This is a genomic window from Streptomyces sp. NPDC111507 (assembly GCF_055638955.1).
Genome location: NZ_JBVKBU010000024.1, coordinates 83,011 through 101,640, shown reverse-complemented (window position 1 = coordinate 101,640; position 18,630 = coordinate 83,011). Strand labels below are relative to the sequence as shown.

General features: G+C 67.3%; 13 protein-coding genes and 4 pseudogenes. 8 read left to right on the top strand and 9 right to left on the bottom strand.

Annotated features, from left to right (window positions below):
* Positions 1-97 precede the first annotated feature (97 nt).
* A complete protein-coding gene (locus tag ACZ7M2_RS48110) occupies positions 98-772 on the bottom strand; it encodes a TetR/AcrR family transcriptional regulator (RefSeq protein WP_471600665.1) in 675 nt (224 codons plus the stop codon).
* A 109-nt stretch (positions 773-881) separates the two neighbouring features.
* Between ACZ7M2_RS48110 and ACZ7M2_RS48105 the strand changes: the two genes are divergently transcribed.
* Both ACZ7M2_RS48105 and ACZ7M2_RS48100 read left to right on the top strand, forming a co-directional pair.
* Positions 882-2,318: an aldehyde dehydrogenase gene (locus ACZ7M2_RS48105; protein ID WP_471600664.1), complete on the top strand. Its 1,437-nt coding sequence runs from the start codon at positions 882-884 to the stop codon at positions 2,316-2,318.
* Between the two features lie 981 nt (positions 2,319-3,299).
* Positions 3,300-3,419, top strand: a pseudogene (locus ACZ7M2_RS48100) (IS21-like element helper ATPase IstB); the annotation flags it as partial.
* Between the two features lie 10 nt (positions 3,420-3,429).
* Here ACZ7M2_RS48100 and ACZ7M2_RS48095 read toward each other — a convergent pair.
* Positions 3,430-4,173, bottom strand: coding sequence for a GNAT family N-acetyltransferase (locus ACZ7M2_RS48095; protein ID WP_471600679.1), 744 nt, complete (start codon positions 4,171-4,173; stop codon positions 3,430-3,432).
* 54 nt (positions 4,174-4,227) lie between these two features.
* On the opposite strand from ACZ7M2_RS48095, the pseudogene ACZ7M2_RS48090 reads away from it, so the two are divergent.
* Both ACZ7M2_RS48090 and ACZ7M2_RS48085 read left to right on the top strand, forming a co-directional pair.
* A pseudogene (locus tag ACZ7M2_RS48090) lies at positions 4,228-4,388 on the top strand (DNA-binding response regulator); the annotation flags it as partial.
* Positions 4,389-4,513: 125 nt separating this feature from the next.
* Positions 4,514-4,873 (top strand): annotated as a pseudogene (locus tag ACZ7M2_RS48085) (histidine kinase dimerization/phospho-acceptor domain-containing protein); the annotation flags it as partial.
* A 675-nt stretch (positions 4,874-5,548) separates the two neighbouring features.
* Here the strand turns inward: ACZ7M2_RS48085 and ACZ7M2_RS48080 are convergent.
* Both ACZ7M2_RS48080 and ACZ7M2_RS48075 read right to left on the bottom strand, forming a co-directional pair.
* A complete protein-coding gene (locus ACZ7M2_RS48080) occupies positions 5,549-6,496 on the bottom strand; it encodes a GNAT family N-acetyltransferase (RefSeq protein ID WP_471600663.1) in 948 nt (315 codons plus the stop codon).
* 45 nt (positions 6,497-6,541) lie between these two features.
* Entirely contained in the window at positions 6,542-7,453 is a 912-nt protein-coding gene (locus ACZ7M2_RS48075; RefSeq protein WP_471600662.1) for an NADP-dependent oxidoreductase, read from the bottom strand.
* A 490-nt stretch (positions 7,454-7,943) separates the two neighbouring features.
* Between ACZ7M2_RS48075 and ACZ7M2_RS48070 the strand changes: the two genes are divergently transcribed.
* The gene (locus tag ACZ7M2_RS48070) at positions 7,944-9,203 is read left to right on the top strand and encodes an MFS transporter (RefSeq protein ID WP_471600661.1); all 1,260 of its coding nucleotides are present in this window, start codon (positions 7,944-7,946) and stop codon (positions 9,201-9,203) included.
* A gap of 356 nt (positions 9,204-9,559) precedes the next feature.
* Here the strand turns inward: ACZ7M2_RS48070 and pdxR are convergent.
* The 3 genes and pseudogenes from pdxR to ACZ7M2_RS48055 form a co-directional block, all read right to left on the bottom strand.
* Positions 9,560-10,860: pseudogene (gene pdxR / locus ACZ7M2_RS48065) on the bottom strand (MocR-like pyridoxine biosynthesis transcription factor PdxR).
* A gap of 125 nt (positions 10,861-10,985) precedes the next feature.
* A complete protein-coding gene (locus ACZ7M2_RS48060; protein ID WP_471600660.1) occupies positions 10,986-11,369 on the bottom strand; it encodes an MmcQ/YjbR family DNA-binding protein in 384 nt (127 codons plus the stop codon).
* A gap of 837 nt (positions 11,370-12,206) precedes the next feature.
* Positions 12,207-12,878 carry a TetR/AcrR family transcriptional regulator gene (locus ACZ7M2_RS48055; protein ID WP_471600659.1) on the bottom strand — a complete coding sequence of 224 codons (672 nt, stop codon included), beginning with the start codon at positions 12,876-12,878 and terminating at the stop codon, positions 12,207-12,209.
* Positions 12,879-13,274: 396 nt separating this feature from the next.
* Between ACZ7M2_RS48055 and ACZ7M2_RS48050 the strand changes: the two genes are divergently transcribed.
* Complete coding sequence (locus tag ACZ7M2_RS48050; protein ID WP_471600658.1) at positions 13,275-15,287, top strand: SpoIIE family protein phosphatase; 2,013 nt, start codon at positions 13,275-13,277, stop codon at positions 15,285-15,287.
* A 98-nt stretch (positions 15,288-15,385) separates the two neighbouring features.
* Here the strand turns inward: ACZ7M2_RS48050 and ACZ7M2_RS48045 are convergent, their stop codons facing one another.
* On the bottom strand, positions 15,386-16,003 hold the full coding sequence (locus ACZ7M2_RS48045; RefSeq protein WP_471600657.1) for a TetR/AcrR family transcriptional regulator: 618 nt from the start codon (positions 16,001-16,003) through the stop codon (positions 15,386-15,388).
* A gap of 23 nt (positions 16,004-16,026) precedes the next feature.
* Positions 16,027-16,155, bottom strand: coding sequence for a hypothetical protein (locus ACZ7M2_RS48040; RefSeq protein WP_471600656.1), 129 nt, complete (start codon positions 16,153-16,155; stop codon positions 16,027-16,029).
* An 805-nt stretch (positions 16,156-16,960) separates the two neighbouring features.
* On the opposite strand from ACZ7M2_RS48040, the gene ACZ7M2_RS48035 reads away from it, so the two are divergent.
* On the top strand, positions 16,961-17,482 hold the full coding sequence (locus tag ACZ7M2_RS48035) for a carboxymuconolactone decarboxylase family protein (RefSeq protein ID WP_471600655.1): 522 nt from the start codon (positions 16,961-16,963) through the stop codon (positions 17,480-17,482).
* Between the two features lie 293 nt (positions 17,483-17,775).
* Positions 17,776-18,600, top strand: coding sequence for an isocitrate lyase/PEP mutase family protein (locus ACZ7M2_RS48030; RefSeq protein WP_471600654.1), 825 nt, complete (start codon positions 17,776-17,778; stop codon positions 18,598-18,600).
* Positions 18,601-18,630: the final 30 nt, after the last annotated feature.

Here is an 18,630-nt window from a genome sequence, read left to right as displayed (position 1 = left end):
AGGCTTCGCATGTCCGGGATGGCCGATGGCCCGTCGCGGGCCGACCGGTTGTCCGCCCCCGGGCGATCGACCGGACCGGTCCGATGTGCCTGTCTCGTTATCCGTCGGCTGCGGTGCCCGCGCGGGCCAGCAGTCCGGCGGCTGCGACCTTGAGGAATTCGGCGTACTCCGTCGGGAAATCGATCCGGGAGTCGGTCAGTGCGGGGTCGGAAATCGCTTCGACCACGGCCGGCGGGGGGTCGGAGAAGGGCCAGAGTCCGACGAGCCCCATGACGGCCAGCCGGGTCAGCTGTAGTGCTGTCGTCTCGTCGAGTGTGGCTGTCCGGTCGGCGAGCATGCGTGCCAGCCTCGTGCGGTGTTCGAGGTCGGTCAGTTTGTAGCCGTGGACCGACGCGGCGGACACGTTCCGTTCGAGTACGGAGGGCAGCAGGCTCCAGAGCCGGCACAGAACGGGATGCTCGGCGAGCGACCCGGCCCAGACGTCGAGGAGCGCGTCGAGGTCGGCCGGAAAACCGGGAAGGCGCTCCTCCAGCGTGTCGAGCCAGGACTCGCGGCTGCGGTTGAGCAGGGCGAGGAGGACTCCCTCGCGGGTCTCGAAGTACCGCACAAGGCTGGTCTTCGACATATCCAGCCGTCTGCCGAGCTCGCGGAGGCTGATCTCTTCCACGGGGACTTCGGCCAGCAGCGCCTCGGTCGCGCGCAGGATGTCGCGGCGCCGCTGCTCCTGCTGTTCGGGTCGCCGGGCCCGCTGGAAGTCCTGTTCGTGTGCCATGAGCCGAAGTTTAGCGGTCCACTGGCCGCTTGTTAAAGGTCCAGTGGACTGTTACTTTCATTATCGGTCCACTGGACCGTTATTGGTGCATGTCTTTGGAGGAATCATCGTGATCACGTTCAATCAGCTCTACATCGGCGGCCGGTGGCAGGCACCGGCAGGTGCCAAGACGCTGGAGGTGCGCTCGCCCCACGACCGCGCCCTCGTCGGCACCACTCCCCACGCCGTACCGGCAGACGTCGACCGCGCCGTCGCCGCGGCCCGCGCCGCCTTCGACCACGGACCGTGGCCCCGGATGCTCCCGCACGAGCGGCAGGCCGTGGTAAACCGCTTCGCCGAACTGCACGCCGAGCGGGCCGAGGAACTGGCCGCACTGGTGACCTCGGAGAACGGATCCCCGTTGTGGTTCACCCGCTACCTGCACAGCACCGGCATCCCGCAGCAGAACGAGGCGTACCTCGCAGCGGCCGCAGCGCTGGACTGGGAGGAGGAGGTGGGAGCGGCCGGCGGCGCCCGCACCTTCCTGCGCCGTGAACCGGTCGGTGTGGTCGCCGCGGTCATCCCGTGGAACGCACCGCACCAGTCCGCGCTGGCCAAGATGGTCCCCGCCCTGCTGGCGGGCTGCACGGTGATCCTCAAGGCGTCCCCGGAGACCGCCGTGGATGCCCTCGTCCTTGCGGAGGTCTTCGACGCGGCAGGCCTCCCCGACGGCGTCGTCAGCGTCCTGCCCGCCGGCCGCGAGACCAGCGAGTACCTGGTCGCCCACCCGGGCATCGACAAGATCGCGTTCACCGGGTCCACCGCCGCAGGGCGCACAATTGCCGCAGCCGCGGCCGCCAACCTCACCCGGGTCAGCCTCGAACTGGGCGGCAAGTCCGCCTCGATCATCCTCGACGACGCCGACCTCGACACGACGATCGCCGGACTGAGCACCCTCTCCCTCGGCAACAACGCCGAGAACTGCGTCGCGCACACCCGGATCCTCGCCCCACGCAGCCGCTACGAGGAGATCGTCGCCGCGCTCAGGGACATGGTCGCGGGCCTGACCGTGGGCGACCCCGCGGACCCGGAGACATTCATCGGCCCGATGGTCCGCGCCGACCAGCGGGAACGGGTGCGGAGCTACATCGAGCTCGGCATCTCCGAAGGTGCCCGCCTGGTCACCGGCGGTGCCGGGGACGTCGACGGGCTCACGGACGGTTACTACGTCCGCCCGACCCTCTTTGCCGACGTCGACAACGGCATGCGGATCGCCAGGGAGGAGATCTTCGGCCCCGTCCTGGTCGTCATCCCCTTCGACACCGAGGACGACGCGATACGCATTGCCAACGACTCCGAGTATGGGCTCGGCGGGGGCGTGTGGACGGCCGACAAGGAGCGCGGCCTCGCCGTTCTGCGTCAGCTGCGGTCCGGCTGGCTGACGGTCAACGGCGCCCCGGCCACTTACGACGGCGCCTTCGGCGGGTTCAAGCACAGCGGGTACGGCCGCGAGTTCGGCACGGTCGGGCTGGCCCAGTACCTGGAGACGAAGACCATCGCCATGTGAGCCGGACCGGCTCCTGCGCCCGGGGCGCACATCAGCGGTCCGAACCCGCACGCCCCGGCCGCACACAGTCTGGCCCTGCACCGTTGTGGTCCCGACAGGCCGCTGCGTGATGCCGCTGGAGTCACGATCCGCGCCCCGGACCGCGGCCGCCGACGGCGGAGGCAGCCTGGAACCGCACCTACGACGCTCTCGCCGCTCCCCGCCCGCGGCGGATACGGTGCTCCGTCGCCGTCTGCTGATGCTGTCGACCCGTCTTTGGCGGCATCCGTTCTGGTCGGGGTCCGGCCGGATGCCGGCAGCGCGCAGGGAACTGCGCAGCCAGGCCCGCGCCCTGGATGCACAGCGGTGAATCGGCGTCCTGCCCATCTGACCGTGCGGGAGGAGCAGATCCTGGCCTGCGTCCGGCGGTCGATCGAGGAACACACCCACTGGCCTGCTCTGGGGGCCGGGCAAGCTTCTATTCCCCCTACCGCTGTCCCCTACCGTTCCCCTACCAGCTCCCCTACCGGCACGGGGGCTGGCGTGCCTGCTGTTTATACAGGTCACCTCCCATAGCGGGCCCCGATCAGCGATCTCGACGACCCTCTTTCCGTCACCTCTTGCTCTCCCTGGTTATTGATGGGGCGGGCGGGGAGCAGGCAGGGTGCCGGGGCGAGGGTTCCGGGGCCGGTCACCTGGCCGGTGCGGCCCGGCGCGGCCGGTCCGCGTGCAGCGGGTGCTGCACGACGAGAGGGGAGCGGGGCAGGGGTGGGTGGATCAGGGACGTACCCGTACGGTTCGACGAGCGCGTGCGCGGTCACGTGCTGGCTGCCCTGGGGGGGCTGAAGGTGGCGACAGCCGATCAGATCCACCGCCTCATGGCGCCGGGACACAAGGTGGCTGTGACGTTGTTCAGCGGCCCCGGCATGTTGGCTTCGAGCGGCCCCAGTTGATGGGGCACGCGGGTGCATTGAGGGGTGGTGACGGGGCGAAGTGGCCCCACCTCGGCTCTGCGCAGCGATCGTGGACCGCCTCACGTTCAACGCCACCATCATCGAGACCGGAACCGAGTTCTACCGCCTCGCCCGCACCAAGGCGCAGAAGAACGCAGCCGCACGGTGACACGCTCTGGTCAGTCTTCCAGGCGAAGCTCCTCCTGGTCCAAGCGGAGGCTCAGCTGGCTTCCCAGCTCGCGAAATCCCAGCGCCCGTGCGACGTTGCGGGAGGCCATCGGGCGGGCGCCCCATTGCGGGAGCAGACCGTCGGTGAGTGCCTGCGCCACCGCCGCAGAAGCGACCTGTCGCGCCAACCCGCGGCCTCTTTCTCCTGGTGTGGTGAGCACGCACAGATGGGCGGTTGCCGCGGGCCAGACTTGAAACCCCGCCGCGGCCACCACGTCCGCGCCCTTGCGCACGACGAACGCAGCGGAGGTGATCTCGTCCATCCCGCTCTCCCCGGCGTCCTCGGGCGGCACCAACTTCACCAACGTCGTCAGGTCCTGATGCCCGGGGGCAAGCCGTTCAACGCAACGGTCAGCCGGCACCGGGCGGAAGCCGTCACGTGACACGTATCCCAAGACCGCCGGACCCAGCACCTCGCTCACCGGCAATACAGCCCGAACGGCTTCGGCAGACGTCATTGAGCTGGTCGGCATCCTGGCCAGGACCCGGCGCAGAACCTGCGCAGCCTTGCCGGTCGGCGTCGTGACGATGGCCGAGTCACCCAGCACCACAATTCCGGCCCATGAAGGCGGAGCCAGCTGCGAGGCGGGCGACGTGACCACGTTCAAGCCCCCCACCAGCGGGAACGACACCGGCACAGCAGCCAGCGTTTCCCATACGCCCTGCGCCTGCTTCAGCAACGGATCAACAGCCATCGGCCGATCCTGCCACCCCGAGCCCACAGACGCCGAGGGATTCCGCTGGCGGGTCTGCTGGTCGCCGAGGACGACAACCATGTCGCCGTCGCTCTGTCCGCGGTACTGGCGAGGCGCGGCTTCGATATCACCCTCGCCCGCGGCGGCGAGGAGACTCTCCAAGCATTGGTCCAAGAAGGAACCGTCAGCCCCTTTTCGACCTTGGCCTGTCCGACTAGGACGGGTGCGAGGTCTGTGGCAAGATCCGCAAGCGCACCGAGCACCCCGGAGTCGTCTTCCGCCAGGAGTAGATCATCAGCGAGGTCTGGCGCACCAGTTGAGAGGGGACCGGTAGCACCACAACGAGATGGCGGACAACGTCGAGGACATCCTGGAGCAGCAGCGTGCCTTCGTCGCCGACGCCTCGCACCAGCTGCGCAACCCGGTCTCGGCCCTGCTGCTCATTGTCCTGATGGCGGCCGTGCTGCTCCCGCTCGGTATCCCGCTCGCCGTGAGCGTGGCCGCCCCTGAGCAGCAGAACGTCGTCGTCGACCGGATCGCACGGCACACTTCGCGGCTCGCCTGCCTCGCAAGTACCGCTAACAATCGTTCACTTCGCGCGTTATCTAAAGAACATCAGCACGGTCATCGACATTTCCATCGGTGGATGCGCCACGCGACACGTTCGAGGGGGCGGAAGAGGCCTAGAAACAGCGTGTGAACTGGGCATGGACCTTCAAGTACGGCGGCAGCGAGGGGCGGCGGCAGGCTCAGGGGCTCCGGGTTGTCTGCGAATGTGGGTGGCGCGGACCTCGCCGGTCGGTGGATTTCACGGACCCTGATGAGTGCGATTCGACGTTGAGGCCGGAGTGGCTTCGTCACGTCGAGATCAGCATGTCCCGCACGCTGCCGGAGCAACTCCAGCGACTGTTCGACGAGGTGGAGGAGATGATCCGAGGCCTGAGCGCACCCCTGCGGCCGGGCGGCGAACCCGACGAGCAACGCCCTCTTCTTGCGGCTTACGCGGTGACCCGGCTCGTCCGGCCGTCCCTCGGACGCGTCATCGGCAGCCCCGGCCGGGACCGACACCGGCCGGGGCTGCCTGTCGTAGGACCATGCGGCCCCGGAACCGCTTCCGAGGCGCGTTTGCGCGAGACTGCCGGGTCTGCGAGTTCGCGGCGGGATGAAGGATGCCTGGGCGTGCGCAAACGCAGGAGGCTGGTCGTCGCCGATCCTGGAGATCCGTCCCCTGTTTTCCGCGGCCTCGGCAAGGTCGGTGGAGGTCTTGCCTGCGGCGGCTTACCTTGCCCGGTGAGCGACAGCGCCGCTGTTCATCCGCGGCCGGGTCCGTGCACGCTGGACGGGTCGAACCGCGTACGGATGCCGGGCGGCTATGTCAGGTCGTTCTCGAACGCAGCGGTCTGTTGCTGGTCGTCCGCCCCGCCTGCGGGTCTGTGCTGGGGTAGGCGCCGGAACCCGGATGGACCTTGTCGATGAGATCGCGGTATTGCGGGTTGCGGGCGATGAACTCACCCACGACCGGGCAGATGACGGTGATCTTCTTTCCGGTTGGGCGAATCTCGTCCAACACGCGCGCGATGAGCTCCGTGGCGACCCGGTGGTGGCGGTAGGCGGGGTCGACCCAGGTCGTCAACAACACGACGCGGCCGCCAACGAACCGGTACGAGAGTTCCGCGATCGCTTCGTCTCCGATAGCCGCGAACCATCGGCTGCGCTCCGTGTCATTGATGACATCAAGCTCCCAGCTCGACTCCACCTCGCCGAGACCTGTCTTGTCCAATGCGGCGATGAGCGTCGCGTTGTTCTCTTCCCGGGCAGCTGCCTCGGCCTCGACGCTCGTCGTCACTGTCATACCTTCTCCCCGGGGAAGCCTGAAGGGCTGGTCTAGGACCGGTGTGACTCTCTTGGCTCCCGGGTGCTCGGGGTCGATGAGGTCGGCGTACGCCGGGTTGCGCTCGATGAAGGTGCGCACGATCGGGCACGTGATGGTGACCGTCTTTCCTTGCGCGCGCACGTCGTCCAGGACGCGTCGGATCAGCTCGGTGGCGATCCCCTGGTTGCGGAACTCGGGGAACACTGAGGTGGCCAGCAGCACGAGTCGGTTCTCGCCGGCGGCCTTATAGGTCAGTCCTGCCACCTCTGTGTCCCCGGCCTTGGCCTCGTAGACACCGGTCTTCTCGTCGTTGACGACGTCGAACGCGGGAGTAGGGGGATTATCGCTGGCATCGTCGATGACGACGGCCTGATCCTGAGCGGGGAGGCCTGGGTCTGCCCTCTCGACGTCGCCGACGGTCGAGCGGTTCGGCTCGGTTGGGCTGGTCATGCGGGGTGGTCCTTTGCTGGTTGTGTCCGGGCATGTGCGGTGGCCTCATGGGCGAACGAGGGTCTTGCCTTTGACCCGCTCGGCCGGGTTGAAAGAGGAAACGGCGTCGTCGAGAGTGACGACCTGGCCGATGTTCGTGCGCAGACGTCCGTCCCGGACTCGCTGGACGATCTCAGCCAGCTGTGCGCGGTCGGCTTCGACGACGAAGTCGACCGCCAGGCCGTCCCTAGGCTGCGTCTCGGTCGGGCCGGCGATGGTCACCAGCATCCCGCCTGCTCGCACCAGCCCCGCCGACCGCTTCCCGATATCGCCACCGATCACGTCGAAGACCAGGTCGACGCCGCCGACGTCTTCCAGTGCGTCGTTGCCGAGGTCGACGAACTCCTGCGCCCCGAATTCCATCGCGGCCTGCCGGTCGGCGGCGCGTCCGGTTCCGATGACGTAGGCGCCGGCCTGGCGGGCGAGCTGCGTCACCATCGAGCCGACGCCGCCGGCTGCGCCGTGCACGAGAACGCTCTGCCCCTCTTGGAAGCGGCCGTGCACGAACAGTCCCTGCCAGGCCGTCAGGCCAGAGATCGGCAGACTCGCACCCACCGTGAAGTCGACATCGCCCGGCAGCGGCGCGAGGTTACGTGCCTCGATGGCCAGGTACTGCGCGAGAGTGCCGTCACGCGTCCAGTCCGCCAGTCCGAACACCCGCTGTCCGACCGACAGCCCCCTCGTGCCATAGCCGAGAGCGCTGACCACCCCGGCCACCTCATGGCCGGGGATCGATGGCGTCCGGTCACGGCCGAGACGATCGACCCAGGTCGAGGGCCACTCCAGCTCACCTGGGGTGAAACCTGACGCGTGAACCTCAACGAGCACGTCGTTGCCCGCGGCCTCTGGCTCCGGACGCTCGGTCAGCGTCATCCCGGCCGTTCCCGCTGCCTGATCCGTCACCACAATCGCCTTCACGAGACGCCTCCCTGTCTCCGCTTCCCTGCCTGCGCGGCACGGTCCGTCCAACCAGAGCCGGCCAATCCAACGGGCTGCTGCGATCTCGGCTCGGCCCTCGATTCACTACCTTCACCCTAACCTCAAAGTGGACGTCAGAGTCCAAAGATGGGAGGGCGGAAGCACTACGGGGTGATGGCAGGTAGTCCCGCGTACAGACGCACCCGATCACCATTTACTCAGTCAAAAGGCGACATTAATCGAGCCTGGCGCGGAAGCGCTGGCGAGCGGAGGGCAAGGGGCGTGTTTGACGGAGCATGACGCGTGCCTCAGTCTGGACGAAACAGTCCCGTTACTGCATGATCGACGGGCCAGGCGAACCTACGGGGCGAACCACAGCCGTGACGCGAAGACGGAGCTCGCAGGAGCCAGCAGTCGCGGGGCCGGCTGTCACCGCCCACGACAGAAGCCGTGCGCTGCCTGATTCAGAACGAGAAAAGGACACTGCTTGATGCACAATGTGGCCCCAGCGCCGAATCAGGATCGTCAGGGCAGAACATTCCGGCTGGCATTCCTGTCCGCGGTGCTCTCCCTGGCGGCCGCGTTTGCCGCGGTGGGCTCGACGATCCCCCTGTTCAACGTCTACCGGGCCCAGGACGGGTTCACCAACGCGGGCATCTCGATGACAGTCGTCGCCTACTCCGCCGCCACCATCAGCACGCTGCTGGTACTGGGACGGCTGTCCAACCATGTGGGTCGGCGGCCCACGGCTCTCGCCAGCCTCGGCCTGCTCGTGCTGGGCTGCGTGGTGCTGTTGAACGTGCACCACATAGGCGTCCTGATCGCCGGCCGGCTCCTGATGGGTCTGGGTGCCGGGTTGGCCAGCAGCAGCCTCACCGCGTACATCGTCGACACCGCACCCGCAAAGCCGGCCTGGCTGGCCTCCGTCGCGTCCAGCCAGACAGTCATGCTCGGCCTTGCCATAGGCGCCATCGCCTCCGGTGCCCTGGTCCAGTTCGGCCCCTGGCCACGCGACCTCATCTACCTCATTTCCGTCGGCCTGCTCCTGCTGTCCACCGTGCTCATCGCCATCAGCCCGGACACCGTAGCCCCCGTCCCCGGCGCGTGGCGATCACTGAAGCCCACTGTCCGCGTACCGGTCCGGGTCAGGCATCTGCTCGCCGTCACGGCTGCAGTCCTCTTGTCCACCTGGGCTACCGGGGCGTTCTACCAAGCCTTCGTGCCCGCGCTGGTCGAAGACCAGCTTCGCACGCACAGTTCACTCGTCCTGGGCCTGGTGTTCGCCGCTTACATGGCCCCCAGTGCTCTGGGCGCTCCCCTCAGTGGCCGATTCACACCGGCGGGAGCTCAACGCATCGGCATGGCGGCCTTCTTCGCCGGCTGGATCGGCATCATCACAGCGATCGCCACCGGTGCACTTCCATTGTTCATCGCCGCAACTATCGTCGCCGGGGCCGGTCAGGGCATCGCCATCAGTGGCACCACCCGCAGCCTGCTGTCTGGCAGCAGCCTGGCAGACCGGGCACCGATCTTCGCCGTGGTGTATCTCCTCAGCTACAGCGGCGCGACCATTCCCAGCCTCATCACCGGCCAACTGGCCAACGCCTTTTCGCTGCCGAAGATCGCGCTCGGCTACGGCGCTTTTGCCCTCGTCGCCGCCCTGTTCACCGTCATCGCGGCACGCAATCCGCACACCGACACGACCAGTCAGCACGATGAGTGCTCACGGCAAATCTCGCCGTCACCCTGACGGCACTTGACGCCGAACAAGGCCGCCGCCAGTACTCGTCCACGCCTGCCTGCCGCCCCGCGGATCGCATGTGCTGCTTCATCGGCCCGAACGGGCCTCGGCGAGGATCACATCCCCATCCGTGGCTCGGTCCGGAGTGGAATCAGCGGGCGGACAGGCTCTCGATATACCTGCCCGGTCGCGAGCTGGTATGTCGGCGCCTCGGGAGGAAGCGCGTGACTGTCTCGAAGCCTGCGCAACACGCCGGCCAGCCCAATCCGCGAGTGCATTCCTGACGGCGCACTCCAGGCAGCTGTGACGTGAGACGTCGCACCTAGAAAGAGACGCGTTCGAGTGCCCGGCCACTTGGGGGCGCGTCAGGAAAGGATCCGCATGAGCGCGGAGAGTGCCTGAGGCCACACAGCGTCGGAGGGCCCCCGTATCCCACGACGAGGGCATCGGCCATGACGTGCAGGGACCGTGCATGGCGGTATCGAGACAGGCCAGCCACTTTGAGTCCCTGCCGGGTCGCCGACTGAAGGACGCGCTGCTCGGTCCCGGGCGGCAGACTGAGCACGGTATGCAGGCCAGCCGCTGTCCCTGTGACGCGCACCTTTGGGGCGTGCTGGGCCAGGGCTGTGACCAGAGAGTCCCGCCGATCGCGGTAGCGCCGACGGGCAGCACGTACGTGACGGCTGTAGGCGCCGGAGGTGATGAATTCCGCCATGGCCAGCTGGCTCAATACCTCGGACGAGTCGGTCTGTCCCTTGGCCGCCACAGCTTCCTCAGCGAGCGTGGGGGGCAGCGCCATCCAGGCCAGCCGCAGGCCAGGAGCAAGGCTCTGGCTGGCGGTACCCAGATAGACCACGCAGTCTGGAGCGAGTCCCTGGAGCGCTCCGACGGACTGGTGGTCGAACCGGAACTCACCGTCGTAGTCATCCTCCAGGACCAGCCCGCCTGTCCGTCTGGCCCAGTCCACGACTGCCGTCCGGCGATCGCGCTGCAGTGTCGTGCCCACAGGGGATTGGTGAGCCGGCGTGAGCAGGACCGTATCGGTGCCGTCAGGCGGGACCGGGTAGGTCCCGTGAGTATCCAGGGGAAGCGAGAGGGTCTCCAGCCCGGCAGCCGCCAGCAGGCCGCGGTGCCTGTCTGGGCCGTAGGACTCGACGGCGACATTCCTTGCCCCACGGCCGGCCAGGACTTTGCTCAGGATCTGCAGGCCGTGGGAGATGCTGGCGCAGATCAGTATGTGCTCCGGACTCGTGTATACGCCCCGGGCTCGTGCGAGATGGTCTGCGAGTGCGGCCCGTAGCTCCGGCCGGCCGCGGGGGTCACCGTAGCCGAACGCGTCGTCGGGAGCCGCGGCCAGGGCGCGGCGTGTGGCCCTCAGCCAGGCTGCACGAGGAAAAGCGGTGAGGTCGGGGTTGCCTGGGATCAGGTCGTAGCAAGGTTCACCGGGCGGCTGGGCGGACGAGCGGACCGAGACCGGTCGAGTGATCGTTCTGTCTGCTACGAGTGTGCCCGAGCCTCTGCGGGCGGTAAGCCATCCCTCGGCGACGAGGTCACCATAGGCGTCAGCCACGGTGTTGCGGGCAAGCCCGAGGTCGGCGGCGAGTTGGCGGGAGGAGGCCAGCCGTGTGCCGGGTGCCAGGCGGCCGCTGCGGACAGCGTCGCGCATGGCTGCGGCCAGCGCGCGGCGCCCACCCCGTCCAGCTCGAATCAGATCACTCTCAAAGGCCTGCCGTAGCCGCGCTGGACTGGTCGTACCACGGGCGGCGAGGGGCTCGACGGGCATGGCGGAGGTCAGGCCCGGTGGGCGTAGGTGTGCGGATCCACAGGCTGCTCGGATTTGGGAAGTCCGCCGACCACGAGACGGTAGGAGTCGATCACGAGTTCCTTCACCAGCTTCTCGTCGACGGTGCCCCCGCCTTCCACCGTGATCCAGTGCCTCTTGTTCATGTGATAGCCGGGGGTGATGTCTGTGTGCCGTTCACGTAGGGCTGCGGCGTCGTCCGGATCAGCTTTCAGGATCACGACAGGGTGCCCCGGCATGTCGGTCATGAGCATGAAAACTTTGCCGCGCACCTTGTAGAGGTCCCAGTCGGGGCCGAAACGATGCTCCAGGTCGGCGCCGGGCAGTTCCACGGTGCAGTCGCCCGCGATCTTCTGCAGCTTCTGTCCGTCCATGGTGATCAACTCCTCTATCAATCGAGTGCCCCGGCCGACCGGCCAAGGCCCCAAGGTGGGTTCCGGCGACCGCCTGACGGCGCGGCGTTGGCGCTCCCGAGGTCCTGGGCGAGAAGGCCCGCCACGGATGCCAGGCCGTCGGCGCTGCGGGCCTTCCACGCTCTTGCCGTCACCTCCGTGAACCTGTCAGGTCTAGAGCGTCCCGTTGGCTCTGCCGCGGGCAGCCCCCGTCTATCAGGCTCACGGAACTGTTGCTCTGCTCCCTCAGTGCCTGCCTGGGGCGGTAGACGTACGCGCGAACGTAACCGGCGGCGGCCGGAGGGGCGTCGCCGCCGGGCACGTGCTCCGCCGGTTTCGAGGCGCTCACTGGTTTGCCTGGCCTGAGCAACAGCGCAGCTAGGACAGCGCGCTGCCCCGGCTGGCCGGCTCCGGCCTCGACCCCCTGTTTGCGTAGCCGGACGGGACCGACCATTGAGCACTGGACGTCCACGTGCATGGTGCTTACCGCCCTGGAGATCCTTGTGAGGCTTGACCGCTCAGCTGTCCGCAGGAGACCGCTCCCTCCAAACGTACCGCAAGTCGGCCATTTTTTAGGACCAAATAGTCCGCTCTTGCGAGAGGGCCTCCGCTTTTGACTTGAGGCTGGGCTACGCACAGGCGGAGAAGGGGCTACGCCGGGCACGGAATGTGAGGACGGACGCCTCCTTCTGCCGGCAAACCCCCGTCCGGCCCGGCTATGGATGTCGGGAGGCGGTGAAGGTCCGGTGCCGGAGACTGCGACGCGACCGCCTGCGGTGCGCCACCAGGATTTCTTGGTGCCGCTCTGCCGCAGACGGCTTAGTGCCCTGAAGGGCCTTCCGCCGGTGCATTGGTGTCCTCGGCAGGCACGGTATAGGCCTTGACGTGGCCGATCGCCATGTCCAAGGCGATCCTCATGGGTTTGATGTCCTGGGCTGTCTGCGCAAGGAGGTAGCCACCCTGAAGGGCGGCCATGAGGCCGGTGGCCAGCTCTTTGGCATCTGCGTCGGCCCTGAGGACTCCCGAGTCCTTCATTCGCTCGAGCCCGGCCTCGAGTAGTCCCTCCCAGCTGTCGAAGTGCCGAGCGAGCGCCTCGCGTGCCTCTTCGTCCTGATCGGCCAACTCGCTTGCAAGGGATCCGAGCGGGCAGCCGTACGCCCCGTTTCGGAGCGCGTTGTGTTCGATCAGCACGTCCCGCCAGCGCTCCAGCCCGCGGAGGGAGTTGAGCCGCTGAAGTAGCTGGTGCTGACGTTTGAGCAGTTCAGCAGCTTGCAAGGCGACAACGTCCCGCACCAGTGCATCCTTGTCGGGGTAGTGGCGGTAGAGCTGGGATTTGCTCGTTCCGCTGGCCGCCCTGACCTCGTCGAGGGTCGTGGCAGACACGCCCCTGACGTACATCATGTCGGCGGCAGCCCTCAAAATGCGCTCCCGAGTCGCCCGCCCGCGCTCAGTCAGCCGGGAGTCGTTGCTGTCGCGCGCCTGTTCCGCCACATAGGCCAGATTACCGCTGCGTAGGCTAGCAGAATTGAAAAGGGACCTCAAGGTCCTTTTTTCTGCGCGCCTCCCGGGCGGCGGGACCGGCCGGAGCCGCACCCGGCCGAGTGCGCCTGGGTTCCCGGGCCGGCACTACCACGGGACGATCCAGGCCCCCGGCGCCGCCTCTGAGGCCGAAGCGGCCCCGCCCCTCTGTTTGTCCCCTCCCCATTGACCAGGCGCACGTGACCATCGGCAACGTCCCGACCCGCGATGACGCCGCTGTCGCTTTCGATCCGACCGAGCGGATCACCGGGAGGACGATCGTAGGCGTTCGTCGATACACGCAGTCGGCCGGTGCCGCCCCAGAGTGACCGGCCGCGTGGACGAGGCCTGCTCTGCGGCAGATAGTTGATGAACGGCGACGAGGTCATATCGCTCGACGATGAGGGTGAGCGGCAAATGGACGCCTCGGACGAACTTCTTCAGATGGCTACACCGTCGGCTCTTTTGACCCTGGACGGAGCGATCCGCAGCCTCAACGCGGCAATGGCCAGGACACTGGGCAGGTCCGTGGAGCAGTGCGTGGGTCGTGGCTTCGGTGATCTGTTGCCCGCAAGCCAGCTGACTGCGGTCAAGAGTCTCGTGGCCCACGCCGCCACGACGAAGACGGTTGCGATGCGGGTGCTGGAGTTCCCCGGGCCAGGTACAGCATCTGTCGTCTGCCTTGTCGAGGCACGACCAGTGAATGATCCCGTAGGTGGCGAGTCGCTGGTGTGGGTGCACTCATTGAACGCGGGAAACGACTTGGGCGCCCTGCTGATCCCGTTCCGTCTGGCAGCCAAGGCCGCCAACCTCGGTCTGTGCATGTATTCACCCCAGGAGCGCGAGCTGGAGTGGCTGGGTGGTGCACCCGCCTTGGCGGCGCTGTTCCCGGAGGCCTCCATGTCGTTGTCCGAGGTGGTTCGGCGAGTCCACCCCGATGACCGCGGGGCGCTGCGACGGCTCGTGCGTTCGACGACCGCCCGGTCCCCCTGGATCAGGTTGCGGTTCCTTACCGAGCGCGATGGCTGGCACCTTCTCGTCTGCCGGGCCCGTCGGATCGTTCTGGGGTCTGGCGGCCCTGAGCGGGTCTTCGGAGTGATCCGCGATGACACCAAGAGGGAAGCGCGCAGACGCAGAGCGAAGGACGCGCTGAGTGCTGAGCGTCAGCGCGCCGACGAGATCGCGGCCTTCTCTTCCGCCGTGATGACCGCAGTCACGGAGCAAGAAGTACGGCAGGTCGTCCTGACCCGGCTCGCCGCGACCTTCGGTGGTACCGGCGCCGCGCTAGCGTTCATCACGCAAGGCCGCCTGCGCGTTTCCTCCGATGCCGGGATCCCGATACCGGTGGCCGCCCTGCAAGGCCTGCCGCTGGACGCCCCCAGCGCGCTGCCCTATGTGATCCGCACTGGCGAGCCGCAGTTCATTCCCAACCAGGAGGACTACATCCGCCGCTGGCCGCACGGGGCCATGGTGCCGTACTTCGACCAGCTCGACTCCGGCTTCGCCATCTCGATCACCTCCCTCAGCCCGATCGGCCATCAGCCGCTCGGGGCCTGGCTGGTGACCTACGACAGCGAACACCACTCGTCCCCGGATGAGCGCGCCCTCATGGGTACTCTTGCCGATCTTGCAGGCCAGGCACTGAAACGCGTTAGCTTGCAAGAGGCACGAGTGGAGCTGGCCACGGCGCTCCAACAGACCATGCTCCCCACGCTGCCCGAGCACCTCCCCGGCCTGGAGGTCGCCGCCCGATACCGACCAAGCCGCGACGGGCTCGATATCGGCGGAGACTGGTACGACGCCTTCGTCATGCCCGACGGTGCCGTCGCCTTGGAGATCGGCGACGCCCAAGGGCACGACGTGGACGCCGCCGCCTTCATGGGACAGGTGCGCGCACCCATGCGCGCGATCGCCGCCCACGAACCGGGTCCCGCAACTGTGCTGGCTCGCACCAACGAGCTGCTCGTCACGATGGGCGCAGCACGATTCGCCAGCTGCACCATGCTGCGTATCGACCCAGGCGACGGATGGGTCACCGGTGCGAGCGCTGGCCATGTGCCGTTGCTGTACGCACGCGACGACGGCAGCCACAGCATCCACGAGTTGCCGGGAGGCCCGGTGCTAGGAGTCGTGCTCGGCACCGAGTACGGCGAGGAGACCTTCGCATTGCACGAGGACCGCGCGCTGGTCATGGTCACCGACGGCGTGGTCGAAGGACCGGGCCTCACATTGGAGGCCGGACTGGAACGAGCCGGAACACTGGCTGGCGCGGCCCTCCACGAGGGGCTGAATGCCGAGGAGAACGCTGACCGCGTCCTCGACGCTACTGTCGCGGTGGACCACCTGGACGACGTGGCTGTGCTGGTCATCCGGCGCGCATGAGACTCGATGCGTCCGTGCGCCGGGCAAGGTCGTACAGGCAGCTGCTCCAGACAGGTGGCGGCGGAGCCGAACGCGCTCCTCAAACCGCGAAGGTGGGCTCAGTTGCGAGCGAAGAACGCGATGTGGTCCAGCGCCATGTCCAGCGCGACGGCCATCGGCTCGGAGCTGTGCGCGTTCTGTGCAAGCAGGTAACCTCCCTGCAGAGCGGCCAGCAGACCAGTGCCCAAGCGTTGTGGGTCGGCGTCCTCGGAGAGTACGCCGAGGACGCGGAGCCGGGTCAGTGTCTCGACGAGCATCCGTTGCCAGGCATCGAATGATGCGTTGAGCGCTTGGCGGGACTGCTCATCGTTGTCGGACAGCTCAATCGACATCGCTCCCAGCGCGCACCCATACGAGCCGTCCTGCAGTGAGTTGGCGTGGACCAGGGCGTCGCGCCAGCGGCGCAGACCGGCGAGGGTCTTCACACCGCGCAGGTGCTGTTCCTCGCGGGCGAGGACGAACTTCGACTGCACGTCGATCACGGCGTGGATCAGTGCGCGTTTGTCCTCGAAGTGGTTGTACAACTGCGACTTGCTCGTTCCGCTCGCCAGCCGGACGTCATCGAGCGTGGTGGCGTTGACGCCCCTGACATAAAACAGCTTGGCCGCCGAATCAACGATCCGTGAACGGGTCTCCAGACCGCGTGGCGTGCGGCGAACATCGCTGGTTGCGGACACGGTGTCTCCCTCAGGCACGTTACTCACTCGTGCTGCTCAGCCGTGGAGCGCATCACAAGCGCGGTGGCCTCGATCTCCAGGCGGATCAGTTGTGACACCAATACGATCATAAAGGCCGACCGGCGAGAGATGACGCCCTTGTGATTCTTCACGCAGGTATCCATGACGTCGCGGCCTGTAAGCCAGGACCGGACCTGGCCGACATCGCCCAGTTCCGCGGCCGCCCGCCGCGGCGCCCGGGGTCCGGGGCTTGCCGGGCCTCCTCGGCGAAAACCTCCTGCAGGGTTGCGTCCTGACGCAGTGACGGAGAGGGCCGGCGCGGTGCAGCCCGGGGTCGTGACGCATTGAGGTAGGCGCCGAGGCGGCGCGACACCCTGGCGTCGATGACCTGTGCTGCGACAGCCATGTCAACCAGTACCTCATCGTGGACGGATGCGAGATGGAGGTGCAGGCAGAGCCGGCAGGTCTTGTCGTCGTTCCTGCCGAGCCCTCAATCTAGCTTGGACTAAATAGTCCACTCAGTCAATCGATCCGGACCGAGTCAGGCCGACACGAGCCCGCGCGGTCCGACTGGCACAGCCGCTCACAACGAAGCTCACATGCGGCTTTGACCTGCATATTTAATGACGAGGCCCGATCTCGACCCGCCCGCAGCAAACCTGGCGGACCCTTCCTTTCCGGGAGCGGGGTTGCACTGACGTTTCTGGTCTGTATAGTCCTTTCTATGTGGTGTCCGAGGTGATGAAGAGATCCGCAACTCGGCACCCACGGAGTCACCCCTCTCAACGCAGGCCACCGGGCGCAACCGACGCGACCGTCGAGGTTGCGGCCGGCGCAGGAAGAGCCTGCGGCGGAGCTCCGAAGCACTGCGAGCCCGGCTCGGGCTCGTCGACTATTCACACCCCGATCGGAGGTCGATTCGCCGTGTCACGACTGAACGTTCCCGCTCCAGAGGACGTGCCTGCCGGCGCACAGCAGATACTCGGCAACGTTGGTGCGCAGCTCGGCTTCGTCCCGAACATGTTCAAGACCCTCGCGTCCAATCCGGCCGTTCTTGAGGTCGTCACGACTCTGCAAGGCACCCTGAGCCGGGTTCTCGACGGAAGGACGCGGCACAGCATCGCGCTGGCCGTGTCGCAGACCAACGGCTGCGGTTACTGCTTGGCGATGCACACCCACGTCGCGACCGAATTCGGTGGCATGTCGGACGACGACGTCAAGCTCGCCCGCGTCGGGAGCTCGGTCGATCCCAAACGTGCCGCGGCCGCTCGCTTCGCGCAGCAGGTGGTCGAGAGCCGCGGGCAGGTCAGCGACACCGACCTCGCGGAGGTACGGGGCGCCGGATACACCGACGCGCAGATCCTCGCCATCGTCGCGGTCGCGGTGCAGTTCCTGCTCACCAACTTCATCAACAACGTCAACCAGACCGACCTCGACATCCCCGCCGTTGACTCGGTCGATACGACCGTGCCCCAGTGAACCCGCGCCCCGAACCGCCGCCCCCCGGCGGCCCGCGGAGAGACCCACCACCGTGCTGCGGGATAGATGGGAACTCCGGTGGACGAGGGCACACGCCGGACCCGCCTCGTCGAGTCCGCAGAATCGCCCACGGCCCGCGTCATCGCGTCTGTTGAGGCCGGGCGGCGTCAGGAAGCGCCACGCGGCCGCCGGCAACACCCCACCCGCCGGTTGTTCTTTGGAACCCTCGACGCGGCTCAGGCACGCAGTCGGCCCCCCCCCACTGAGTCAACGATCATTCAGGAAGGCTCGACATGCCGGGCTCCGAACTCTATGAGCAATTCATGGCGCTGCACACCCGCGACGGTGGCCTCGTCATGCCGAACGCATGGGACGGCCTCTCGGCGCTGATGCTGGCCGATGTCGGCTTCGAGGCGATCGCGACATCGTCTGCGGCGATCGCCGCCACGCTCGGCCGCCTCGACGGGCGTCACGAAGTCACCCGCGAAGAGCACCTTGAGCATGCACGGCTGCTCGGCCGCCTCACCGGGCTGCCCGTCAACGGAGACTTCGAGGACGGCTACGGCGACACGCTTGAGGACGTCGCCGCGACCGTTGAGGCCGCCGTGGAGTCCGGCCTGGCCGGTATCGGTGTTGAGGACACCTCGGGCGATCCCGATCAGCCGATCCGCGACTTCGACGAAGCAGTCAGTCGCGTACGTAGCGCCGTTGACGCTTCGAAGGGACGCATCGTCGTTACCGGCCGCACCGACAACTTCATCCAGGGGCGACCGGATCTCGACGACACCATTCGGCGTCTGACGGCCTTCGCCGAGGTGGGCGCAGATGTGGTCTACGCGCCGTTCCCACCCGACCGCGACGCACTCGTCGCGATCGTCACCGCTGTCGCCCCGACACCGGTCAACGTCCTGGTGTCTCCGTCGGACAAAGTGCTCACCGTCGCTGAACTGCAGCAGGCAGGAGTCAAGCGCATCAGCTTGGGTCCGTTGCTCTACGCCCACGCGATGGGAGCGGTCGAAGAGGCCGCGAAGGCACTCCTCGCGGGCGACCTCGCCTCGGCGACGACGGGCATGAACTTCGCCCGCGTCAACCAACTGCTGGCCCGCGGCAAGAACTAACCCGATCAGCACGAATCACTAACTCTTCAT